The organism is Vibrio sp. MOR3, assembly GCF_001557775.1.
Lineage (GTDB): Bacteria > Pseudomonadota > Gammaproteobacteria > Enterobacterales > Vibrionaceae > Vibrio > Vibrio jasicida.
The window spans coordinates 255,185-277,760 of the sequence record NZ_LNRD01000007.1; the positions used below are offsets into that span (position 1 = coordinate 255,185).

Genomic DNA, 22,576 nt, shown 5'->3' on the forward strand with positions numbered 1-22,576 from the left:
ACATGTCACTACTAGAATTTTTCCGCCCACAAAAGAAATCTTCTGCGAATCTAGCCAAAGAGCGTTTGCAGATCATCGTTGCTGAGCGTCGTAGCCAGAACGATCCTGCACCTTCTTACCTACCTCAATTGAAAGAGGACATCTTAAAGGTAATTAGCAAGTACGTTGCGATTGATCCAAACATGGTGGATTTGACGTTTGAACACAAGGACGATGATATTTCAGTTCTTGAGCTAAACGTGAAGTTGCCAGAAGACGAGAAGTAATTACTTTTCAACTTTGCTTGAGCGCTCTAAACACTTGAGTACTCAAAACAAAAACAAATGCGTGTTACAAAAAAGGTTGGCGATAATGCCAACCTTTTTTATTTGCTCCTATTTCAGAAGCTTATCCATGTTCTTTCCGAGAAGTTCAAGGCGCCAGCCTTGCATGACATCTGGTAGGCGTGCTGGGTCGCGATCTTTCTTCCATACCCAACTAATGATTTGATTGATCTGCTTTTTAGAAGCCAAAAACTCGGTCGCCAAACCTGACTTCTGCGATGCTACCTTCACTACATCTTTCATGTTCTTGAAGATTTGCTTGTAGCCTGGGTAATCCATCAAACGTTCAATTTTCGCTGGGTAATCATCGGCAGGTATTTGCTTTGCACTTTTCACGATACCCGCAATCCTCGCACCGTGGCGGTTAATCGCGCGGATGTCGATGCCTTCCGCTTCCATCTTCTTAAAGCCAGTCAAACCAAGACGAGCAACCGTCAGTAAGTCACCTTCTTTGAAGATGAAATTTAATGCGAGGTCGCGCTTAATTGCTTCTTTATAACGCCAAGTTGCTAACGGCTTAAGGATCGCAAGTTCAGCCGGTCTTAACTGCCATGCGCCTTTAATGTCTAGGTACGCGTTTTCTTCGTTCACGTTGCGAATACGCTTTGAAACAAGCAGATCACTCTCTTGCTGAACCGCTTCCCACCAGCCAGCTTCATTGACTTTATCGAATAACTTCTCGTAAAGAGGCATGAGGTAATGAACGTCAGCTGCGGCGTAATCAAGCTGCTTTTGAGTCAATGGACGTGCCATCCAGTCAGTGCGAGACTCGCTCTTGTCGAGCTCAACGCCTAGGTATTCTTCCACCAGCGTAGCAAAGCCCGTCGACAGACCGTGACCTAGGAATGCCGCCATAAGTTGAGTGTCAACCATTGGGAATGGTGTGCAGCCAAAGGCATTTTGGAAGACTTCTAAATCTTCACCACACGCGTGCAGCACTTTGAGTACTGAGGTGTCTTTTAACAACTCGACGAACGACGTCATGTCCGTCAGTTCAGTCGGGTCGATAAGGGAAAGTTGTTTGCCATCAAAAAGCTGAATCAAACCTAGTTGCGGATAGTAAGTTCTGATTCGGACGAATTCGGTATCCAGCATAACTACGTCGGCTTCTCTTGCTAGAGCGCAGACTTCTTCTAGGTCTTTGTTTTTCGTAATGATCTGATAGTTCACATGCTTCTCGCTATAAAAAAATGCCAGCAAAACGCTGGCATTCTAACACTATTTGGCAATAAATGATTGTTGCACAAAGAAATCCGCTTATGCGCTCTTCTTCGCAAGTTCTGCGTCGTTCTCTTCGCGCAGTACGCGACGAAGGATCTTACCTACGTTGGTCTTAGGTAGATCTTCACGGAACTCAACCAACTTCGGTACTTTGTAGCCCGTTAGGTGTTGGCGACAGTGTGCAATCACTTCGTCTTTGGTCAGGCTTGGATCGCGTTTTACAACATAGATCTTCACCAACTCGCCAGACACTTCGTGAGGCTGACCGATAGCCGCGACTTCCAATACTTTGCCGTGCAGTGCAACTACGTCTTCAATTTCATTCGGATAAACGTTGAAGCCTGATACAAGAATCATGTCTTTCTTACGATCAACAATGTGCAAGAAGCCTTCATCATCAAACTTAACGATGTCACCCGTCGATAGCCAACCGTCTTCGTTGATCACTTCTTTGGTCGCTTCTGGGCGCTGCCAGTAACCTTGCATCACTTGAGGACCGCGAACTTGAAGCTCACCGGTCTCTGTGTTTGCAAGTGCATTACCTTCTTCATCAACAATACGTACTTCAGTTGATGGTACAGGCAGACCGATAGAGCCGTTGTATTCCACTAGGTCGTGCGGGTAAGCCGCCACCAATGGAGAACATTCTGTTAGACCGTAACCTTCTAGTAGGTAACAGCCGGTGGTCTTTTGCCATTTTTCAGCCACGGCGCGTTGCACTGCCATACCACCACCTACTGCTAGGCGAAGGTTACTGAAATCTAACTCATGGAAATCTTCATTGTTCACTAACGCGTTAAACAGGGTGTTAACGCCAGTAATCGCAGTGAACTGGTATTTTTGCAGCTCTTTCACAAAGCCCGGAATATCACGCGGGTTAGTGATAAGCAGGTTGTTGCCACCCATCTCAACGAACAGTAGACAGTTCACCGTCAGTGCGAATACGTGGTAAAGCGGCAGCGCCGTTACAACAAGCTCGCGACCCGGAGACAATACTGGACCATAAGCACCTTTCGCCTGCATAACGTTAGCAATCATGTTGCGGTGCGTCAGGATTGCGCCTTTCGCTACGCCCGTTGTACCACCGGTATACTGCAGGAATGCGATATCATCACCAGACATGAATGGCTTCACGTACTGAAGGCGACGACCTCTGTGCAGTGCTTTACGCATTGAGATTGCGCCAGGTAAGTCGTACTTAGGTACCATGCCTTTCACGTACTTAACGACGAAGTCGACAAGCGTACCTTTCGCGCGTGGTAGCATTTGGCCAAGGCTGGTCAAGACTACGTGTTTCACTGGTGTATTTTCTACAACCTGCTCAAGTGTGTTCGCGAAGTTAGAAACGATAACGATCGCCGTTGCACCAGCATCGTTTAGCTGATGTTCAAGCTCACGTGGAGTATAAAGTGGGTTCACGTTCACAGCGATACAGCCAGCACGCAAAACACCAAATAGCGCGACAGGGTATTGCAGCAGGTTTGGCATCATAAGCGCGACACGGTCGCCCTTCTTCAGCTTAAGTTCGTTTTGTAGGTATGCGGCGAATGCGCGGCTACGCTCTTCCAATTTGCGGAAGGTCATGACCGAGCCCATGTTCATGAATGCCGGTTGGTCTGCGTACTTTTGAACAGACTGTTCGAACATTTCTACCAAAGACTCATATTGCTCTGGATTAATGGTTTCAGGTACGTCACTTGGATAACGTGAAAGCCATGGTTTATCCACGATGTTACTCCTCGTTTATAACTGGCTAAAAAATAGCGTCCTTTTTATTTTGAACACTATTACAGCACAGCAAACGTGCTTGAGCACGTAACTCTCAAACACTTGTTTAAATTTTGTTAACTACACCAAGAATTCGCTTTGCGACCTCGAGTGTTTGCTCTAAATGGCAATGGTGCCCACCCGCGACAGAAACCACATTCGGTGGATTTTCGCCCCAATCGACTTGGTTAGACTGTAAATGCTGAAATCCTTTGTCACCCAATATGATCAGGTGCGGACAGCGTATTTGGCTGGTGATCGAGTTCGCGTGGTCCTGTGCCATACGATAAAGAGAATCGCACTTTAATTTGGCATCGTGTCGCCAAAACCACTGGTTCTCACGACATTCAGTTCCGCGCTTTACGATTGGCATCAACTGCTCGGCGGTCAGGTGATTCGCTTGTATGCGTAGCTTTAACGCCAGATCGAAAGAAGCGATAGCTCGCTCCGGTTTATTGCGTTGACGTTGTCGGCCAAGGACACCATCTCGCAGTCGTTTCACACTATTGGAAGGTTGTTCAGCGAGTGGACCCGCTCCTTCAATTTGCACTAACGCTTCGACCTGTTCAGGAAAGGCAGCACTATAGCAACTTGCGATTAAGGCGCCTAGTGAATGCCCTACTAACATCAGTCTGTTTGGCGATAATTCATCCAATAGTTGGTGTAAATCAGCAATGTAGTCGTGGAAGGGGTAGTAATTGTCCGAGGATTTATGACTGGATAAGCCATGACCAAATAGGTCAATCGCCAATAAATGAAGGTCAGGGTTTCGCTGATGGATGGCATTCATCAAACTTTTGAAGCTGCCCGCGTTATCCATCCACCCATGAAGAAAAACGACTGAACAAGCAGTCGTTTTTTCGTTTCCGATCTCTAAGGCAGCCATGCTCCCATTTGGGAGTTCGAAACGGCGCTCATTCATCACAGATTATTTAACCTTCTTGATCACCTTGCCATCTTGCGGGAAGTCATTTCGCCACATGCGGCAGTTAATAGAGTAACAAGGGTAGTAATAGGTTGGTGTGTCGTACATACGTACGCGCTCTTCAATCTTCCATAAGCGGTAGCCATCGCCTTTGATGACTGGGAAGATGTATTGGTGCTCACCAATTTTGCCTTCTTCTTCGCCCGAACCTTTACCAACAACGGTAATGATTCGACCTTTACTAAAAGAAACTGACTCTAAGTAACCATCAAAATACACCGCAAAGCGACCCGTTGGTTCTTGGTCGATATCTGGCTTGCCAGATTTGCTGATTGGAAGGTTTACGATCTCTAGGCGCGTTTGGTCTTTCAAGTTATCCACTTTCGCGATAACACCACCAAGGCGAACATCGTTAGCAGCCTGTCCTTGGTCTTCGGCAAAGGTTTTGTAATCAGTCAGAACCTGCTCGGTGCTTGCATTCAACTCTTCAGGAAGAGAGCTACAGGCAGAAAGCCCGAATGCTGCGATAGTAACCAGAAAAATACGTCCAGAAAGTTTCATAAACCCCCACTATAAATTTGTTGTTTTACACATAGATATCGACACCAAGTAACTGAGCAAGTTCCTCTTTCTTCGCTCGATTCATGACATCCATATACTGTTCCATTGCTTTGCGAGCATGACCCTCAGGCAAATCGTATTGCACTTGAGCACGATGAATCTGAGACTCATCCACTTGCTTAATGGAATGCGCGACGGCGTTCGCCACCTTAGAAGGTTGACCAACGGACTGCTTATCTTGAGTTTTCTTTACCTGCCCTTTTTTACCGACTTTATTGGTGCGATTTGCACCCGGTATTAACGCAGGAGGTAAACCATTGATAGACGCCATAACGTTCCATAAAAATACAGGGCAAACGCCCCGTATATTCTAGTAGTGATGAATTATTCGCGACCCGGAAGTTTCTTCCACGTCACATTATCACGCAGATAAACCGGGCTCGATTCTTCTACTGGGACTGTGTTGCCTTTCTTAAGCTCCTGCTCAGCAAGAATCACGATGTCTTGCGAATCAGGGTAAAGCACATCACCGCTCGTTAAGTTGAATGGCAGTTTGCCAAGATCGTCTTGGTAAGCATCCCAACCAGTACCCGCTTTAGTCCACGTTTTGTCGTCTGCTTGCGCTTCTTCCGCTAGACGCGCTGGTGGAATAACGCATTCTGCATCCACACCGGCCCATTCACCGTTTTCTTGGCGAGTGTAACGTGCCCAGTAAACTTCACTCATGCGTGCATCAATCGCAACAGCTACATCCGTTGCGCCGTGTAGACGGTAGCTTGCTTGCGCCATCGCAGCCAGCGTTGAAACGCCGATCATTGGCAGATCAGCACCAAACGCTAAACCTTGTGCAATACCAATCCCGATACGAACGCCAGTAAAACTGCCCGGACCACGACCAAACGCCAATGCGTCTAAATCTTGTAGAGTCAGGCCCGCTTCTTTCAGTACTTCGTCTACCATAGGCAGCACTTTCTTAGTGTGGTCACGAGGAGCCACTTCACTGCGTGAAATCACTTGGTCATTAACCAGTAGCGCAACTGAACAGTTTTCAGTTGCCGTATCGATAGCAAGAATTTTTGCGCTCATGTAACTCTCTACAATTCTTCTTTAATTTATTGATGCCACAGCGTATTAATCTGCGGCAGGTTGTTCTGTTTTTAGGAATGTTTTGATTCGTTCCAAATCCCGTGTTCTTGGGATTGGCGGTAAACTGCCGAGGAAGATGCCACCGTAATCACGCGTTACCAAACGGTTGTCGCAAATGATCAAGGCTCCATGGTCTTTTTGGTCTCGAATCAAACGTCCTACACCCTGCTTTAACGTGATAACCGCATCTGGGATTTGCACTTCTGCAAACGGCTCACCGCCACGTAATCGACAATCTTCGATTCGGGCTTTGAGCAGCGGGTCATCAGGGGCAGTAAACGGTAATTTGTCGATGATAACACAGCTCAGCGCATCACCTCTAACATCGATCCCCTCCCAGAATGCCCCCGTCGCCACCAGCAATGCATTACCTAGCTCCATAAACTCGGCAAGGGTCTTTTGTTTGCTCATTTCGCCTTGCATTAGCACTGGCAAATCCAGCACTTCACGAAAGCGTTCACCAAGCTCACGCATCATGCTGTGCGAAGTACACAGAAAGAAACAACGCCCATCGTTTTCTTCAATCACAGGCGCAAGCATTCGCACCAGTTTGTCGGCTAAGCCAGGGCTGTTTGGCTCTGGTAGATAACGAGGCACACATAAGCGTGCTTGCTTCTCGTAATCAAACGGAGATGGCAACGAAAACTGTTGCTTCGGCTTTAATCCAAGACGGTCGGTAAAGTGTTTAAAGTCACCCGAAACCGCTAGGGTTGCTGAGGTAAAAATCCACGCGCCTTGTTTGATTTCGATTTGCTCATGGAATTTATCCGCCACCGAAAGCGGCGTAATGTGCAGAGCAAAATGACGTGGCGATGTATCAAACCAATAGGAATAACCTGTGATGTCGACATCGCAAACACGGTCAATTCGACCTTTTATTAGATTGGCACGTTCAAACGCAGTATCCAGCAACTGGCTTCGACCCAGTGCCAGTTTCAACACATCAATCGCCAGATCTAAGCTATCAGTTAAACGCACCAATTCACGTTTAATGGACTCAGATTGCATCGCTTCACGCCAGTTACCACGAAAGCCCGGTTCACCTAGCACGATGCGCATGTCCATCGCACTTTGCATCAGCCTATCGCCCACTTTTTGCAGCTGGCGCATGTCTTTTGCTTCTGTACGGTAGGCAATCTCAATGTCTTTGGCGAGCTCTTGGATCTGACGGCTAGAGATCGATTGACCGAAGTATTCGCTGGCAATATCTGGAAGCTGGTGAGCTTCGTCGAATATGAACACGTCAGCTTCTGGGATCAATTCACCAAAGCCAGTTTCTTTGATCGCAAGGTCTGCAAGGAATAAGTGGTGGTTGACTACAACAATGTCTGAATCCATCGCACGTTTACGTGCTTTCAAGACGAAACAATCGGTGTAGCTCGGACAGTCTTTACCCAGACAGTTATCATTCGTTGACGTAATCGTCGGAATAATCATGCTGTCTTCTGGCAGATCATCGCAATCACCCAAGTCACCCGTTTTAGTTTCAGACGACCAACTACGAACCTTAACCAATTGGGTAAGCAGTGTTGGGTCAGCTTGATTCGTATGGCTTTCGACCATTTGACGACTTAAACGATCCAAACAAAGGTAGTTAGAACGACCTTTTAAAAGTGCCACTTGACCATAGAAGCCCAGCGAATTCACCATCAAAGGCAAATCACGGTGATACAGCTGTTCTTGTAGGTTCTTCGACCCGGTACTGATGATGACTTTCTTGCCACTCAATAACGCAGGCACAAGGTAAGCGAAGGTTTTGCCGGTCCCCGTTCCCGCTTCAACCACCAACTGAGTTTGGTCTTTGATCGCATTGCTGACAGCTTCTGCCATATCAATTTGTGGCTGGCGAGCTTGGAAGCCCGGAATGGCTTTACCTAACGCGCCCTCAGAGGAGAATGTTTTTGCGATCATGCCTGACATCTGGTTGGAAAAATTGTCGAGAGTATATCAGGAGTTGAGCGTAAACATCAGCCAACAAAAGCACTAGGTTTTAGCATCATGCGGATAATTTGTTGAAACCACGCCAAGAATAGATTATTTATGAAGTCAGATTGCCGTACGATTCACGCTTCTAAAGTGAGTACTTTATTCGTACGCTAGAAAAATAATGCATGGAAGTATCTGATTTATGGAAAAGAAAACACTGTTGACTCATTGCAGCGACGCACCGGGTTTAATCTCAAAAATCACCAATATCTGTTATAAGCATCAGCTGAATATCGTTCATAATAACGAGTTTGTTGATAACACCAGTGGGCACTTTTTCATGAGAACTGAGTTGGAGGGATACTTCAACGATCAAACGCTTCTCGCTGATTTAGATCAAGCACTGCCGCAAGGAGCAAAGCGCACGTTGATCAGCTCTCGCCGCAAACGCATCGTTATCCTAGTGACGAAAGAAGCGCACTGTTTGGGTGATATTCTGATGAAGACTTATGACGGCAGCTTAGATGTTGAAATTGCTGCGGTTGTTGGTAACTACGACAAACTGCAAACGCTGACCGAACGTTTTGATATCCCTTATCACCACGTGACACACGAAGATCTTAGCCGTGAAGAGCACGAGCAGAAGATGCTTGAAGTGATTGATCAATACGATGCCGATTATCTTGTGCTAGCGAAATACATGCGTGTTCTCACTCCAACTTTCGTAGAGAAATACCGTCACAAGATCATCAATATCCACCACAGCTTCTTACCCGCGTTTATCGGCGCAAAACCGTACCAACAAGCTTACGACCGCGGTGTGAAGATCATCGGTGCAACAGCGCACTTCGTGACGAATGACTTGGATGAAGGCCCAATCATCAAGCAGGACGTTATTCCAGTGGATCACACGTTTAGCGCACAAGATATGGCGCAAGCGGGTCGCGATGTCGAGAAGAACGTATTGAGCAAGGCTTTGAATAAAGTGATCAATGATCACGTTTTTGTTTACGGCAATAAGACGGTTATTCTTTAAGTTTATCGAATTTCAATAAAAGAAAGGGTTGCTCATTGGGCAACCCTTTCTTCTTTCTAATCGTTAAAAGCTAACTTATTCAGCCTGCTCTGACTCCACAATACGCTTGAGTGAATGTGGGTGCAGCTTGATACAAATACCTTGATACTTAAACGCCACGGTTGGGTTGTTCAAGCGTTCGCCTTCCCCTTTTGGGCTCGATAGTTTGATCTTCACGCCCAGCTCTCCTAACTCATCAAAACGCGCACCAAACGCAGGATAAGTGTGTTTCAAATCCGCTAAAAACTCATCGGCGGTTTCAGCATGAGACGGAATCACAAACTCCACATGTTCCCAGCTTTCAGTTGAGTAGATTTTGCCTTCCGCTGGGTATGGTAGCTCCAAACACTCTATATTCCAGCCACGGCTTTCCAACGCTTTGTCGAATTCGATAACAATAATTGGGCGACCGTTGATTTCCGCTTGCGAGATAACCTTACCGTATTGGCTCCATGCTTCATGCGCGGCTTTCGCTGTTTCAGTATCATTAATACGCAGCGCAATATGGTCAGCTTGAGCAAAGCTCAGATCCAGTTTTAACAGGGATGCAAGCTCTTCAATCTTCGCCATAAATGCATCCAGATCTTGGATCATCAATTCAGGCGCTAGGCGTTTTTCAACTAGTTGAGTCGTCATTGTGGCTCTCTTATAGGGCGATTTATCTCATTACTATGAGCGCAATAGTAAACGCAAACCAAGCCACATTTCCATTCAATCGAAAAAGTATAAATTTCCCCAATTCCTCTCTGTATGAAAAGCAATAAAGTTGTTATCATTAGCCCCATTTTTGTGAACTCCAACAGAACTCGGCACTTACTTCGCCGAGTTCTTCGTCCTTGAATTGAAGGAAACGCGTGTGAATATCCAAGCACTTATTAATGACAAAGTATCTCAGGCTCTAGAAGCCGCTGGCGCACCTGCAGGCAGCCCTGCGGCAGTACGCCAATCAGCAAAGCCACAATTTGGTGACTACCAAGCAAACGGCGTAATGGGCGTTGCTAAAAAACTGGGTACTAACCCACGAGAATTTGCACAGAAAGTACTGGATGTTCTAGACCTAGATGGTATTGCGAGCAAGACAGAAATCGCTGGTCCTGGTTTCATCAACATTTTCCTAAGCGAAGAGTTCCTAGCAAAACAAGCGGAAGCAGCACTGGCTGACTCACGTCTTGGCGTTGCAGCAGACGAAGCTCAAACTATCGTTGCTGACTACTCTGCACCAAACGTTGCTAAAGAAATGCACGTTGGTCACCTACGTTCAACCATCATCGGTGATGCAGTAGTACGTACTCTTGAGTTCCTAGGTCACAAAGTGATCCGTGCGAACCACATCGGTGACTGGGGTACTCAGTTCGGCATGCTTATCGCAAACCTTGAGCGTGTACAACAAGAGTCTGGCGAAGTTTCTATGGAACTGGCGGATCTTGAAGGTTTCTACCGTGAATCGAAAAAGCTGTACGATGAAGACGAAGAGTTTGCAGTAAAAGCTCGTGGCTACGTTGTAAAACTGCAAAGCGGTGACGAGTTCTGCGCAGAAATGTGGAAGAAGCTAGTTGACGTTACCATGATCCAAAACCAACGTAACTACGATCGTCTAAACGTATCTCTATCTCGTGATGACGTAATGGGCGAGAGCATGTACAACGACATGCTACCTAAGATCGTAGCAGACCTTAAAGCACAAGGTCTTGCGGTTGAAGATGACGGTGCGCAAGTTGTGTTCCTTGAAGAATTCAAGAACAAAGACGGCGAAGCGATGGGCGTTATCGTTCAAAAACGCGACGGCGGCTTCCTATACACAACAACGGACATCGCATGTGCGAAATACCGTTACGAAGAACTAGGCGCAGACCGCGTACTTTACTTCATCGACTCTCGTCAGCACCAACACCTAATGCAAGCTTGGACTATCGTTCGTAAAGCGGGTTACATTCCAGAATCTGTTTCTCTTGAACACCATGCATTCGGCATGATGCTAGGTAAAGACGGTAAACCATTCAAGACTCGTGCTGGTGGTACTGTTCGTCTAGCAGACCTTCTTGATGAAGCAGAAGTTCGTGCAGCACAGCTGATCGAATCTAAGAACCCTGAGCTAGCTGAAGACGAGAAGAAAGCGATCGCAAATACTGTTGCAATGGCAGCGGTTAAATACGCAGACCTTTCTAAGCACCGTACTACGGACTACGTGTTCGATTGGGACAACATGCTAGCGTTCGAAGGTAACACTGCACCGTACATGCAATACGCTTACACTCGTGTAGCATCTGTATTCGCTAAAGCTGGCGTTTCTATGGATGATCTACAAGGTGAAATCAAAATCACTGACGAGAAAGAAAAAGCGCTTATTGCAAAACTTATGCAGTTCGAAGAAGCGGTTCAATCTGTTGCTCGCGAAGGTCAACCACACATCATGTGTAGCTACCTATTCGAATTAGCAGGTCAGTTCTCTAGCTTCTACGAAGCGTGCCCTATCCTAGTGGCAGAAGACGAAGCAGTGAAACAAAGCCGTCTGAAACTAGCAGCGCTAACAGCGAAGACTATCAAGCAGGGCCTGTCTCTACTAGGTATCGATACTCTAGAGCGCATGTAAGCGAATCGAGATGATTTAGAAAGGTTGGCGTGAAAGCGTCAACCTTTTGTTTTATCTGGCGTATACTGATGTCATTCAATTCAAATCGGATAATATAATGAGTTTTGAACTGCACCCTCAATTGGCAAAAGACACTACCGTTATCGGTCACTTCCCACTGTGTGTGGCGCTTCTGCATAAAGACAATGCCGTGCCATGGGTTATCTTGGTACCAAAACGTGCAAACCTAAAAGAGCTTCACCACTTGCCAATGCAAGAACAGCAACAATTTTTGCTAGAGTCTCAGGCAGTAAGCCAAGCACTGGAAGCAACATTCCGTCCAGACAAGTTAAACCTTGGTGCGCTAGGTAATATGGTGCCACAGCTGCACGTTCACCATATCGCTCGCTTCAAAGATGACGTCGCATGGCCTGGACCGGTTTGGGGTAACACCAAAGGTAAATTCCGTACAGAAGAAGAGCAAAACGAGCTACTTGGGCGCATTAAGAACGTGCTGTCACTGAGCTCTATTTTCCAAAAGGCATAAGCACCGCGAGTAAAATCATCCGCCTTTGAATACACACGAGATAAGTAGAGGAAGATTAATGCATATTTGTAACAATCTTTCTCATTTTTCTGGGATTATCACTTAAATCAAACTTGTTTAGACTGCCAGCTCAATTAGAGAGGGTCATCATGAAACAAGTCTTCAACACATTCCGATACGTCAGCTGGATCGCCATCATCTGTTCTATGGCTGCTTCGTTCTTGCTTTTTGTTATGGGCGCAGCGAAAACCTATTCGGCGTTTGCAGTCTTCATTCTTAATCAAACACCTCCGGAAGCACTCGCACATTTAGATAAAGCAGATATCGCGATCGCTTATTTGATCAAGTCACTGGATACATTTCTTGTTGCGCTAGTTTTGTTCATCTTTGCTCACGGCATCTACACACTATTTATTTCCAACAAAGCTAAAGCGAAAACACAAGAACAGTCGGTTTTACATTGGATCAGAACCCCAAACATCGGCCACCTGAAAAATATCTTGGCTGAAGTCATCATTGTGATTTTGTTTGTGAAGTTCTTGGAGCTCGTACTGATTAACTTCGACAGCTTAAATTGGACGATCTTGACCTTACCTATTTCGATTTTAGTTTTAAGTCTAGGGTTGAAGTTCCTAGGGTTAGGTGCGACTAAACACTCTGAAGAGCATTGATTCCGCTGTATTCACAATACAATAACTAGCAAAAGAAAAGCCGCATCGTTACTGATGCGGCTTTGTCGTCTTTACATGATAAGTTTGATTGCTACATGGTCACTGTCAGTGATAAACCATCTTGCTTAGTTACTGAGTAACGTACTCGAGTCACATCATGAGCTTTATTGGTGTCGACTAGACGGTTAATTTTTCCCTTCTTGATCCACACGCTTAACATCGCGTCGGCGCCATCTTCACTCATCCCAAACTGCTTAGCCAGATCTGATTGAGAGACGATTCCTTTGTCTGCAATGTATTGATAAAGCTCTTTTAAAATCATGCTACTTGCGCCTCTAATGCACCGTTTTGCTTCTTACCAACTCGTTTGAACACACGGTATGTGCCAAAGAAGATTGCTACAATTACCGCAATCCAAATACCGCTGGTCACTGGGCTATCTGCGAAATGTGTCAGTTGGTTGTAGAACGTCGCACATAGGTAAGCCAGTCCCATAGTCCATACTGCTATAAATCGAGCGAACTTATGGCCAAACTCACGTACGTAAGCACCCATTGCTGCAACACATGGTGTGTACAGTAAGATAAAGATTAGGTAAGCAAACGCTGCATTGCCAGAAGCAAACTGCGATTTGATGTTACCGAAGATAGAAGCATCGACTTCTTGTTCTTCTGCAACTGCATTTGAGTCAGTTAAGTCACCCACTTCAATACCTAGTGGATCTGAGTAGCTCAAACCGGCTAGGTTTTCTGGGATACTCATTACTGCCTCTTCTAGGCTGCCCATTAGATCAAATTCTGCGTCTTCGCCGTCGCTTGGCGTAGTGTATAGACTGTTCAGCGTACCAACTACCGCCTCTTTTGCGAAGATACCGGTAATGATACCTACCGTCGCTGGCCAGTTGTCTTCTTGAACGCCGATTGGTGAGAATACTGGAGTCACGACTTGCGCTGCTTTAGAAAGCACAGAGTTTTCGCTGTCTTCGTTACCAAAACTGCCATCAGTACCCAATGAGTTGAAGAAACTCAGAATAGCAACAACGATAACGATGGTTTTACCTGCACCAAGTACAAAGCGCTTTAGCTTTTGCCAAGTTTTGATCACCACGTTTTGTAGCGTCGGAAGCTCGTAATCAGGCATTTCCATTACTAGGCTGTCACTGCTACCTGGGTAAAGCGTGTACTTAAGGAAAAGACCCGTGAAGATCGCTGCCACAATACCAAGTAGGTAAAGTGCGAATACAATGTTCTGACCAGAACCAGGGAAGAATGCCGCAGCGAATAACGCGTATACAGGCAGACGAGCACCACATGACATAAATGGCGCCATAGATGCAGCCAGTTTACGCTCACGTTCTTGGTCTAGAGTACGAGTTGCCATGATTGACGGAACGTTACAGCCAAAACCAAGAACCAACGGTACAAATGCTTTGCCCGGTAGACCGATCTTCTGCATCACTTTGTCTAATACGAATGCTGCACGAGCCATGTAACCTGAGCTCTCAAGTACCGCTAGGAACAGGTACAAACAAGCGATAACCGGAATGAAGGTTGCAACCGTCTGGATACCACCACCGATACCATCAGCAAGAACCGTCACTAACCACACAGGCAAATGACCGTCTAACAAGTGGTGACCACCATCAACCAACAGAGCACCAACACCGATATCGAAGAAGTCGATGAACGCACTACCAATGTTGATAGAGAACATGAACATTAGGTACATCACAACGAAGAAGAATGGAATGCCCACCCACTTGTTCAAAATGAATTGGTCTAGCTTTTCAGTCACGCTGCGGCTTAGCTTACCTTCGCTACGGCGTACTTTCTTACACTCTTCGTGAAGATGTGTGTATTTGGTGTCAGCCACATGCAGGTCAACATCAAGATCTAGCTCGGCAATCGTATTTTCAACACTATTGCGGTCTGCATCCAACATGCTATTAAGAACCAGTGCATCTTTTTCTAGTGCGCGAATCGCCAATGCTCGGTGAGAAACGGTTTGATCATTGAAAAGAGCCGAAACTTTGCCGATCGCCGCTTCCATTTGTTCGCCGTAGTTCAAAGCGACTTCTTTTAACGCGACACCTTGAACCACAGACTTGTGCAGCTTCTCTTTAAATTCTGCTACTTGTGCTTTGTTTGTCGCTGACAGGCTAACTACCGGGCAACCCAACGTTTTTTCTAGTTCTGCAACGTTGATGATTTGGCGTTCACGCTTAAGTGCGTCCATTTTGTTTAATACAACAATCATCGGACGACCAAGCTCGCGCAGCTGCAGTGTCATATATAAGCTACGTTCAAGACTTGTTGCATCGACTACGTTGATGATCAGATCAGCAGGGTGCGTCAGAACCGCACGAGACGCGATAGACTCATCAATACTATTACTGTCATTACCACTATCTAGAGAGTAAATACCCGGAAGGTCTGTCAGCAGAAATTCATCACCAGCGTGTTTAAACTGACCAGTTTTCTTTTCAACCGTTACACCAGCCCAGTTGCCGACTTGTTGTTTTGCACCAGTAAGGCCATTAAAAAGTGTCGTTTTACCGCTGTTTGGGTTACCGACCGTAAGAATTTGGTATTGCATTATGCTCGCTCCACTTCAATGTTCTGCGCAATGGCCTCTCGCAATGCAACAGAAACACCACGAACTTCAACTTGCAGTGGGTCACCCATTGGAGCACGTCGAATAACTTTAACCTCAGTATTTGGAAGTAGTCCCATTACCATTAGCTTTTTTCTGACGTCCGACGTAAGTCCTTCTAACAACCGAATTGTCACTGTTTCGCCAGGTTTAATTTCTGATAGCTTCATAGTGGCCCTTAAGAGTAGTGCAAATGATAAATATTATTATTAATAGTATAGGGCGCTAATGTTACTCTTCTATACCCTCTCATTCATTGTGTGAAATCAAAGATTTCATTAATGCTTTTGGCGAAATGAAACGTCAACTCCGTTAATTAATCTCACGTCATTTTCGTCAAAATTGAATATTTTCAGCAATCTAGTAATTAACACAATCGCAACAAACAAATCACCCAAAAACAAAAAAAACCAACAAAAACAATTGCTTGTATTTAAAATTGCATTTTGTCGCTTTTCTCACATCAACCTGTCGTTATTTTTATAAGAAAAATAAGTGAGGTCTCGTATAGTTAACCCATCGAGAGGCAACAGCCACTCAAAAGAATTCCAGAGGTGACATGGCAACATGTCACTCCGGCAGCAAGCGAAGGTGTCATTGACACCCGTGGTATAGTCCCCCCGGCTATACCACGATATTTTTTTTCTTCTCTTTCTTTATCCACTTAACGCTTTACTCCCCTTAATACTCAATACATCAACACTCCATTGTTCACTGTTAGTTTCCCGAACTTAATTGCACTACCTCGAGCACACTCAACCACACACAACCAGAAGATCATGTGATAAATAGTCATCGCTCGCATCTCAAAGCATGCCTCTAACAGGCCGCGTCAAATCAAGTCGATTCGATGCTTGGCGTAATAAAAAGCCCAGCATCAAAACGAGCTGGGCTTAACAATTTAATAGCAGAGCATCAAAAGCTAATGAATCTAGCTAACTTGATTCTCTTGCGTCATAGCAAACTTAGACGGAGGCAGACCGAAGTGGTGCTTAAACTTTTGACTGAAGTAGGAAGGGTCATTAAAGCCGCAATTAAATGCAACTTCACTGATTTTTTCACCCGCTAATAGCTGCTCACATGCTGTTTCTAAGCGCACCTCTGTAAGATAATCTTTGAAAGTTCTCGATGACGCGGATTTGAAACGACGCTGTAAGCTACGTTCAGACATAAACAGCAACTTCGCCGCAGAGGCGGTACCGAATTCCGCATCATGATAATTTTCTGCAACTAATTGATAAACTTTCATCAGCCACTCTTGCTCCGGTGACACTTTCTCCGATATTGGTTCTGATTGGGTAAATTCCGGTAATGATTCCTCAACATGACTCAGCTCTTGCGCACATGGCCAAGTGATTTCGATTTTATTCTGAGCATCAGAGGCGAACATTGATAAATGTCCTCCACTCACCGATACCAGTTGAGGCAGGTTGTCCATACTTAAGTCTACATTTGTAGTATTAGAAGGACGCATCGTCGACACTTTACTAGGCAGTTGAGTTCCGTAATCGATAAAGCTGAGCGAAACAATGTCATTTCCCTCCTCTAAGACCAGCTTAACTGACTGACCTCGGAATGAACGCTTTATCGCATTAGCAAAGATGCTATTGAAGATAACATCGAGATTAAAACTCTCAAGTGCGATTCGACTGGATTTATTAGCATCTTCCAACTCGACAACAATGCCAGCTTTCGAGAAATCCTCTCGCCATACGTCAACGACAGACTGCGTTATTTGGCTTAGGTTGTAATTTTGGCTGCCACCGCTGCTATCTTCTGGCGAACTCTTTAATTCGTTAAGTTGCCAGTAGGTTTTCGAAAGATGGTCTTGGGTTGCTGAGTCCAGATCTATAGGCAACCTATTGGCAATGGAATCGACGCTTGTCTTAATCGATTGGGCAACATGGTCGACTAATAAGTTTCTTACCTGTATTTGCTTTCTCAACTGCTGATTACTGGTGAGTAATACACGACTTTGATGGCGTAATTGGTTTGTTTTCAATGTAACTTGAGCAGCGAGGTCACGGTTGGCCTGTAGTACATAGCGAGAACGCCAGTAAATAATCAAAGCAAGAATGACAATAACCACCATGGTAAAACCCGTGATCGCGAGTTTAGATAAATACCACGGTTCCAAGACAGTAAATTTCGAATCAAGCCCTATCATTCCAGAGGCTAATTGTGAGTCATTACTCACTTGTAAGTGATACTCTCCTGAATTCAGGTGCTCTAGAGTCAGTTGCCCACCTTCTAAAGTTTGCCACTTCTCATTTTCGTGCAAGCGATAATACAAATTCTGATTGTCAGGTTTAGGCATGACACCAAAAAGGAAACTTAAAGAAGACCCATACGGTAGCTTCATCTCCAAAAGATCGGCGCTTCCGACTTGAACCACATCATTTTCTAACATGACTTGGCTAACAATAAGCTTGGATTCTGGCGTATTAGACACCAGAAGCTTAGAAGCATCAGCCTTGACCAACCCATATTGCGAACCAAAGATAAGTTGGCGGTTACTATCCTCAGCACGCCTGATCGTATTACATACACCAGGCAAGAACTCATTATTTATCAAGCCGGATGAAGAGGAATAATGTTTCATTAACTGACCAGATAAATGGTAATAACTCAGGCCAACAGACGATGCGAGCCAGACGCCTTCAGAGTCACTGATCATGCATGCTGGTCGAGAGTTGGAAACACTCATTTCCATGACTTGCTTTGAATCACTACCTGGCATCGTTTTAAACACGCCGTATGCAGAGGCAAACCACTGAGAACCGTCGATTGCTGTAATCATGTCTAAGGATTCACCGTATTTTTCTGAGAAACGGTTAAATCGGATTTGTTCTCCATCGTACTCGTACACACCGTGGTCAGTACCAATCAATAACAGTTCTTCTTTGTCGTAGAGACGGGTGATCTTAGCAGGTAGGTATTGGCTGACTAACCAATCACTACCAAAGTTCCTAACTTCTTGGCTAGAAACATCAATATTAAATAATTGATATCCACTTGAAGCCCACAGTCTTGTTGAACCATCAGCAACGATATGATCGATAGGTCGACCAGCCATAACCCTTAAATAGGGATAACTAACACGTTCTAAATCATTTAAATTGTAGATCTCTAACCCTGAAGACGTCGCCAGCCATAATCTGTCGCCTTGGAAAGCAAACTCATTGATTTGTGATGCTGAATTCATCACTTTCATGACACCTTTAGAGCCAGAACGATATAAGTTGTGGTCATCGACAAACCATAACGCGCCATCTGGGCCAGTTAATGTCTGTCGAATACGGCCAGAAAGTGTTTGTGAGTCATAACTGCTGAAAGAAATACGTTCAAACTTTTTGCTGAATAGTGAGTAATAGCGAATCCCTTGATTCGTCGCGATCCACATTCCTCCCATATTATCGTTCAACAAAGAGTAAATTTTGGTACTCGCTAATTCGATCTCCAAGAAACTTGCAGGTGTCACCTGAGTCACAGCACCAGTCAAAAAAGAGTACAGATATAACCCTTGTTCCGTACCAACCCAATACTCTTGGTTCGTCTCTGCAAACGTCAAAACATGGGAGGCTCCGATTCTGATCACGGGTTTGTTAGGCTCGTAAATATTGAAAATCAGCGCACCTTTCAACGTTCCGATGAGTATTTCCCTTCGAGTATGCGAATAATAGACTTTTTCTATGTAGTGCTTACCTGAGGAAACGACGTGATTAAACGAATTGCCTTCAGAAAGATAGACACCTGATGTCGTCGCCAATGCCCATTTTGTTTCAACAAATATGGCATCGTTGATGTATACATAGCTATTGTTGCTGTGCTGATAAAGCTGGAGCAATGAGAAGGAATTCAGCTCGCTGGTGTCGATGTTATACGTATAGAAATGCGCACCATCACTGACCCAAATATATTGACCCGAAGAACCAATTTTACGTATTTGGGAGCCTGGATTGAGGCTAAAGACTAGCCGACGATCTCGATTTGGGTAGGTTTGATAAACTTCATTTTCAACAAAGGTCCAAAATGACCCTTTGTGATAGGCTAATTGCTCTTCTCTCGCTGGCAGGAAACTGCCTGATTTGGGCAGCGTCGTTTGACCGTCATAGAACAATACTCTGCCGTGAACATCATGGATCCATAGCCCGCCCTGTTCACCAGGAAACAATTTTTTCGCCGCAATAAAAGTGCCCTTAACCTGATTTGGCAAAGGGTAGAAGATCGCATTCGCTTCACTTGAAGCAAACGCTTGAAATGAGAGGACAAAAAAACCCAAAAATAGGGCTAATGGGCGCAGCAAGTTGAAATCCTTACATGTATCAATACGTGCGTGCTCTTGTACACTCATGCCTTCCATAGCTAAGTGTCAATATGGTTATTTCGAGCCGCTAATTATTGATAATGATACTTCAAATCCTTTAATAGGAAAGACTCACTGCGCCAAAGGTTGCAATTCTTACTGTTGGATCACGTTAAAAACGAATTCAGTGTAAGGAGTAACAACACATTTGTTACTTTTCGCTCAAACATTGACTAAAGCTATTCGACATTTGTTTCAGAAATGCAAAGTAACTGCCTGACTGTACATCAATTTCACTGCCTAGCGGATCAAGTACGCCAGTGTTCACGTCATTACCACGCATAACACTTTCGATCACTGCAGGAGTAAACTGTGGCTCAGAAAAGACACATGCTACATCGCCCGTCCCTAGTGTTTTACGGATATGAATCAATGTTTTTGCGCCAGGCTTGCGATCAGGAGAGACAGTAAAGTGGCCCATTTGGTTTAGCCCATAACGCGCTTCAAAGTAACCATAGGCATCATGAAAAACGAAGTATCCCTTGTCTTTAACTGGCGTAAGCTCTTGCTTAATTTCTGCGTCTGTCGTTTTCAGATGTTCATCAAATTTTTTCAGGTTTGCTGCATAAGTGCTGGCATTAGCAGGATCGATTTCAGCGAGTTTATGGGCGATCGCGTTAGCGACTTGTTGAACGGTTTCAATACCAAGCCAAAAATGAGGATCATGGGTACCGTGATCGTGCCCATCATGGTCGTGAGCATGCTCGCTACCAAATTCACGCAATTTAAGGTCTGGAATTTTACTTACGGTAAGCGTGTTGTCTTTGTCTGCTACCACTTTTTCAAGGAAGGGTTCTAAATCATGCCCATACCAAATAACAAGATCAGCCGCAGCCGCTTTTTTGACATCCGAAGGACGCAAAGCATAATCATGAGGAGAGGCATTATTCTGAAGTAACACATCCGGTGTTGTTACACCTTCCGTTAGCTCAGTTGTGATCATTTGAATAGGTTTGATGCTGGTTAACACGGTCACTGCGTGTGCAGGTAAAGTTAGTATTGCTGAAGCAGCAAGAATTAGTGCTCTTTTCATAGTTTTACTTGGGATATGGCGTTGAAAGTGAGATAATGTTACATTATAACATTATCAGTTTGCAAATGAGTTTCATTCATGTCTTCATTAGTCCGTCTTGAACAGCTGTGCGTCGAATTCGATGGTCGTAGGGTTCTTGATAACATCAGCATGGAATTAGAAAAGGGTAGAATCACTACTCTTATCGGTCCCAACGGAGCGGGAAAATCCACTTTAGTTCGGGTCATTTTAGGGTTACAAAAACCGACAAGTGGCAAACTTACGAGCAAACGAAAGCTGAAGATTGGATATGTTCCTCAGAAACTGAAACTCAACGACTCTCTGCCTCTCAATGTCGTTCGATTCCTTAATCTTGCTGGGAAATACAGCAAACAAGAATGCCTAGATGCTTTGAGATTAGTTGGAGCGGAACACTTACTAAATAGCAATATGCATCGCTTGTCTGGTGGTGAGAACCAGCGGGTATTGCTCGCTCGTGCTCTACTCCAGCGACCAGAACTCTTAGTGCTTGATGAACCAGCTCAAGGCGTTGATATTCAAGGTCAGATTGACTTATACGATTTAATCGAAAGCATTCGTCATCGCTTCGATTGTGGTGTATTCATGGTATCGCACGACCTGCATCTGGTAATGGCGAAAACAGATGATGTCATATGTTTGCACCATCATGTTTGTTGCTCTGGCTCACCAGCGACGATTACTCAGCATCCGTCGTACATCGCTCTATTTGGTAACGCGACTCGTGAATCGCTTGCTTTTTATCATCATGATCATGAACACCATCATCACGATCTTGCCGGCTCTCCTGTAACAGGCGATGCGACATCTTGCTCACAACATAACCACGGACATCACCACCATGATTGAGTTTTTACTGCCTTCTATTCTTGCTGGCATTGGTATTGCCATTATTGCAGGACCATTAGGCTCTTTCGTCGTGTGGCGGAAAATGGCTTACTTTGGTGATACGTTAGCGCATGCTTCCCTAATGGGACTCGCCCTTGGCTTTCTGCTTAATGTAAATTTGTATCTGGCTCTTTTAGTGTGCTGTTTAGCCCTTGCGGTATTGCTCGTAACGCTACAAAAACAGCAACTCGTTGCCACCGATACCCTACTTGGTATTTTAGCTCATAGCGCCCTTTCCATCGGCTTAGTTTCTGTGAGCTTCTTGGATAATGTTCGCATTGACTTGATGAGCTACCTATTTGGTGATTTACTCGCCGTTTCTCCACAAGACTTAATGTTCATTTACGCTGGTGTTGTGGCTGTAAGTGCATGTTTGTACTTTTTCTGGCGTCCATTGTTATCGAGCACCGTAAGTGAAGAGTTAGCTGCTGTCGAAGGCGTAAATACAGATTTAGTGCGCTTAGTATTAATGCTGATGGTCGGTATTGTTATCGCAGTAGGTATGAAGTTTGTTGGTGCACTGATTATGACTTCCCTATTGATCATCCCTGCAGCAACCGCACGTAAAGTCTCTTCATCGCCGGAACAAATGGCCTTTTTCGCCTCAATCATTGGCTCTGTTGCTGTATTAATGGGACTCAGTCTGTCTTGGCATTTTGATACACCCGCAGGTCCTTCTGTTGTGATTAGCGCGACATCCCTATTTATGCTTAGCCAACTGATTAGGCGCAAAGCGTAAGACAAAAAGAAAAGCCTGCGAAATGAAGTGACCCCGTAAAGTTGGACATTTCTGTTAAGCGGCTTTCAAGGCCTGAGTTCGATACTCTATCGGAGTCAGGCCTTTTAGCTTCACCTTTATACGTTTGGTATTGTAGTACTCGATGTATT

At 45.0% G+C, this 22,576-nt stretch carries 21 protein-coding genes; 7 read left to right on the plus strand and 14 right to left on the minus strand.

Features of this window, described 5'->3' with window-relative positions:
- Window positions 1–2 precede the first annotated feature (2 nt).
- The gene (gene minE / locus ATB76_RS15685; protein ID WP_061035655.1) at window positions 3–266 is read left to right on the plus strand and encodes a cell division topological specificity factor MinE; all 264 of its coding nucleotides are present in this window, start codon (window positions 3–5) and stop codon (window positions 264–266) included.
- Between the two features lie 108 nt (window positions 267–374).
- Here minE and rnd read toward each other — a convergent pair whose 3' ends face one another.
- From rnd to ATB76_RS15720, 7 genes are all read right to left on the minus strand, one after another.
- Window positions 375–1,493 carry a ribonuclease D gene (gene rnd / locus ATB76_RS15690; protein ID WP_038865653.1) on the minus strand — a complete coding sequence of 373 codons (1,119 nt, stop codon included), beginning with the start codon at window positions 1,491–1,493 and terminating at the stop codon, window positions 375–377.
- A gap of 87 nt (window positions 1,494–1,580) precedes the next feature.
- A complete protein-coding gene (gene fadD, locus ATB76_RS15695) occupies window positions 1,581–3,272 on the minus strand; it encodes a long-chain-fatty-acid--CoA ligase FadD (protein WP_038865654.1) in 1,692 nt (563 codons plus the stop codon).
- A gap of 106 nt (window positions 3,273–3,378) precedes the next feature.
- Complete coding sequence (locus ATB76_RS15700; protein ID WP_045409026.1) at window positions 3,379–4,233, minus strand: alpha/beta hydrolase; 855 nt, start codon at window positions 4,231–4,233, stop codon at window positions 3,379–3,381.
- A 6-nt stretch (window positions 4,234–4,239) separates the two neighbouring features.
- Window positions 4,240–4,797, minus strand: coding sequence for a Slp family lipoprotein (locus ATB76_RS15705; protein ID WP_042606110.1), 558 nt, complete (start codon window positions 4,795–4,797; stop codon window positions 4,240–4,242).
- 25 nt (window positions 4,798–4,822) lie between these two features.
- Entirely contained in the window at window positions 4,823–5,128 is a 306-nt protein-coding gene (locus ATB76_RS15710) for a hypothetical protein (RefSeq protein WP_005428720.1), read from the minus strand.
- Between the two features lie 53 nt (window positions 5,129–5,181).
- Window positions 5,182–5,883: a tRNA (adenosine(37)-N6)-threonylcarbamoyltransferase complex dimerization subunit type 1 TsaB gene (gene tsaB / locus ATB76_RS15715; protein WP_038879283.1), complete on the minus strand. Its 702-nt coding sequence runs from the start codon at window positions 5,881–5,883 to the stop codon at window positions 5,182–5,184.
- Between the two features lie 45 nt (window positions 5,884–5,928).
- The gene (locus ATB76_RS15720) at window positions 5,929–7,854 is read right to left on the minus strand and encodes an ATP-dependent DNA helicase (protein WP_039975586.1); all 1,926 of its coding nucleotides are present in this window, start codon (window positions 7,852–7,854) and stop codon (window positions 5,929–5,931) included.
- A 217-nt stretch (window positions 7,855–8,071) separates the two neighbouring features.
- Here ATB76_RS15720 and purU point away from each other — a divergent pair, with 217 nt between their 5' ends.
- Complete coding sequence (gene purU, locus ATB76_RS15725; protein ID WP_038879279.1) at window positions 8,072–8,905, plus strand: formyltetrahydrofolate deformylase; 834 nt, start codon at window positions 8,072–8,074, stop codon at window positions 8,903–8,905.
- Between the two features lie 75 nt (window positions 8,906–8,980).
- Here the strand turns inward: purU and ATB76_RS15730 are convergent, their stop codons facing one another.
- On the minus strand, window positions 8,981–9,580 hold the full coding sequence (locus ATB76_RS15730; RefSeq protein WP_061035656.1) for a VOC family protein: 600 nt from the start codon (window positions 9,578–9,580) through the stop codon (window positions 8,981–8,983).
- Window positions 9,581–9,800: 220 nt separating this feature from the next.
- Here ATB76_RS15730 and argS point away from each other — a divergent pair, with 220 nt between their 5' ends.
- From argS to ATB76_RS15745, 3 genes are all read left to right on the plus strand, one after another.
- Entirely contained in the window at window positions 9,801–11,534 is a 1,734-nt protein-coding gene (argS, locus tag ATB76_RS15735) for an arginine--tRNA ligase (protein ID WP_038865662.1), read from the plus strand.
- A gap of 97 nt (window positions 11,535–11,631) precedes the next feature.
- Window positions 11,632–12,060, plus strand: coding sequence for an HIT domain-containing protein (locus tag ATB76_RS15740; protein WP_038865663.1), 429 nt, complete (start codon window positions 11,632–11,634; stop codon window positions 12,058–12,060).
- Between the two features lie 149 nt (window positions 12,061–12,209).
- Window positions 12,210–12,731 carry a YqhA family protein gene (locus ATB76_RS15745; protein ID WP_038865664.1) on the plus strand — a complete coding sequence of 174 codons (522 nt, stop codon included), beginning with the start codon at window positions 12,210–12,212 and terminating at the stop codon, window positions 12,729–12,731.
- Between the two features lie 91 nt (window positions 12,732–12,822).
- Here the strand turns inward: ATB76_RS15745 and ATB76_RS15750 are convergent, their stop codons facing one another.
- The 5 genes from ATB76_RS15750 to znuA all read right to left on the minus strand — a co-directional run bounded on the left by ATB76_RS15750 (window position 12,823) and on the right by znuA (window position 20,782).
- Window positions 12,823–13,053 (minus strand): FeoC-like transcriptional regulator, encoded by a 231-nt coding sequence (locus tag ATB76_RS15750; RefSeq protein ID WP_038865666.1) that lies wholly within the window; start codon window positions 13,051–13,053, stop codon window positions 12,823–12,825.
- Window positions 13,050–15,326 carry a Fe(2+) transporter permease subunit FeoB gene (feoB, locus tag ATB76_RS15755; protein WP_061035657.1) on the minus strand — a complete coding sequence of 759 codons (2,277 nt, stop codon included), beginning with the start codon at window positions 15,324–15,326 and terminating at the stop codon, window positions 13,050–13,052. The genes ATB76_RS15750 and feoB overlap by 4 nt, the downstream gene beginning before the upstream one ends.
- Complete coding sequence (locus ATB76_RS15760) at window positions 15,326–15,553, minus strand: FeoA family protein (protein WP_033005426.1); 228 nt, start codon at window positions 15,551–15,553, stop codon at window positions 15,326–15,328. Before ATB76_RS15760 ends, feoB begins: the two co-directional genes overlap by 1 nt.
- Window positions 15,554–16,314: 761 nt before the next feature.
- Window positions 16,315–19,689 (minus strand): AraC family transcriptional regulator, encoded by a 3,375-nt coding sequence (locus ATB76_RS15765; RefSeq protein WP_061035663.1) that lies wholly within the window; start codon window positions 19,687–19,689, stop codon window positions 16,315–16,317.
- Window positions 19,690–19,900: 211 nt separating this feature from the next.
- Window positions 19,901–20,782, minus strand: coding sequence for a zinc ABC transporter substrate-binding protein ZnuA (gene znuA, locus ATB76_RS15770; RefSeq protein WP_038865670.1), 882 nt, complete (start codon window positions 20,780–20,782; stop codon window positions 19,901–19,903).
- Window positions 20,783–20,860: 78 nt separating this feature from the next.
- Between znuA and znuC the strand changes: the two genes are divergently transcribed.
- Window positions 20,861–21,649, plus strand: a complete 789-nt coding sequence (znuC, locus tag ATB76_RS15775) for a zinc ABC transporter ATP-binding protein ZnuC (RefSeq protein ID WP_061035658.1) — start codon at window positions 20,861–20,863, stop codon at window positions 21,647–21,649.
- Complete coding sequence (znuB, locus tag ATB76_RS15780; protein ID WP_038879265.1) at window positions 21,642–22,427, plus strand: zinc ABC transporter permease subunit ZnuB; 786 nt, start codon at window positions 21,642–21,644, stop codon at window positions 22,425–22,427. The genes znuC and znuB overlap by 8 nt, the downstream gene beginning before the upstream one ends.
- Window positions 22,428–22,481: 54 nt before the next feature.
- Here znuB and ATB76_RS27305 read toward each other — a convergent pair.
- On the minus strand, window positions 22,482–22,576 hold a 95-nt coding region (locus tag ATB76_RS27305; RefSeq protein WP_133146159.1), incomplete at its 5' end, for an IS3 family transposase.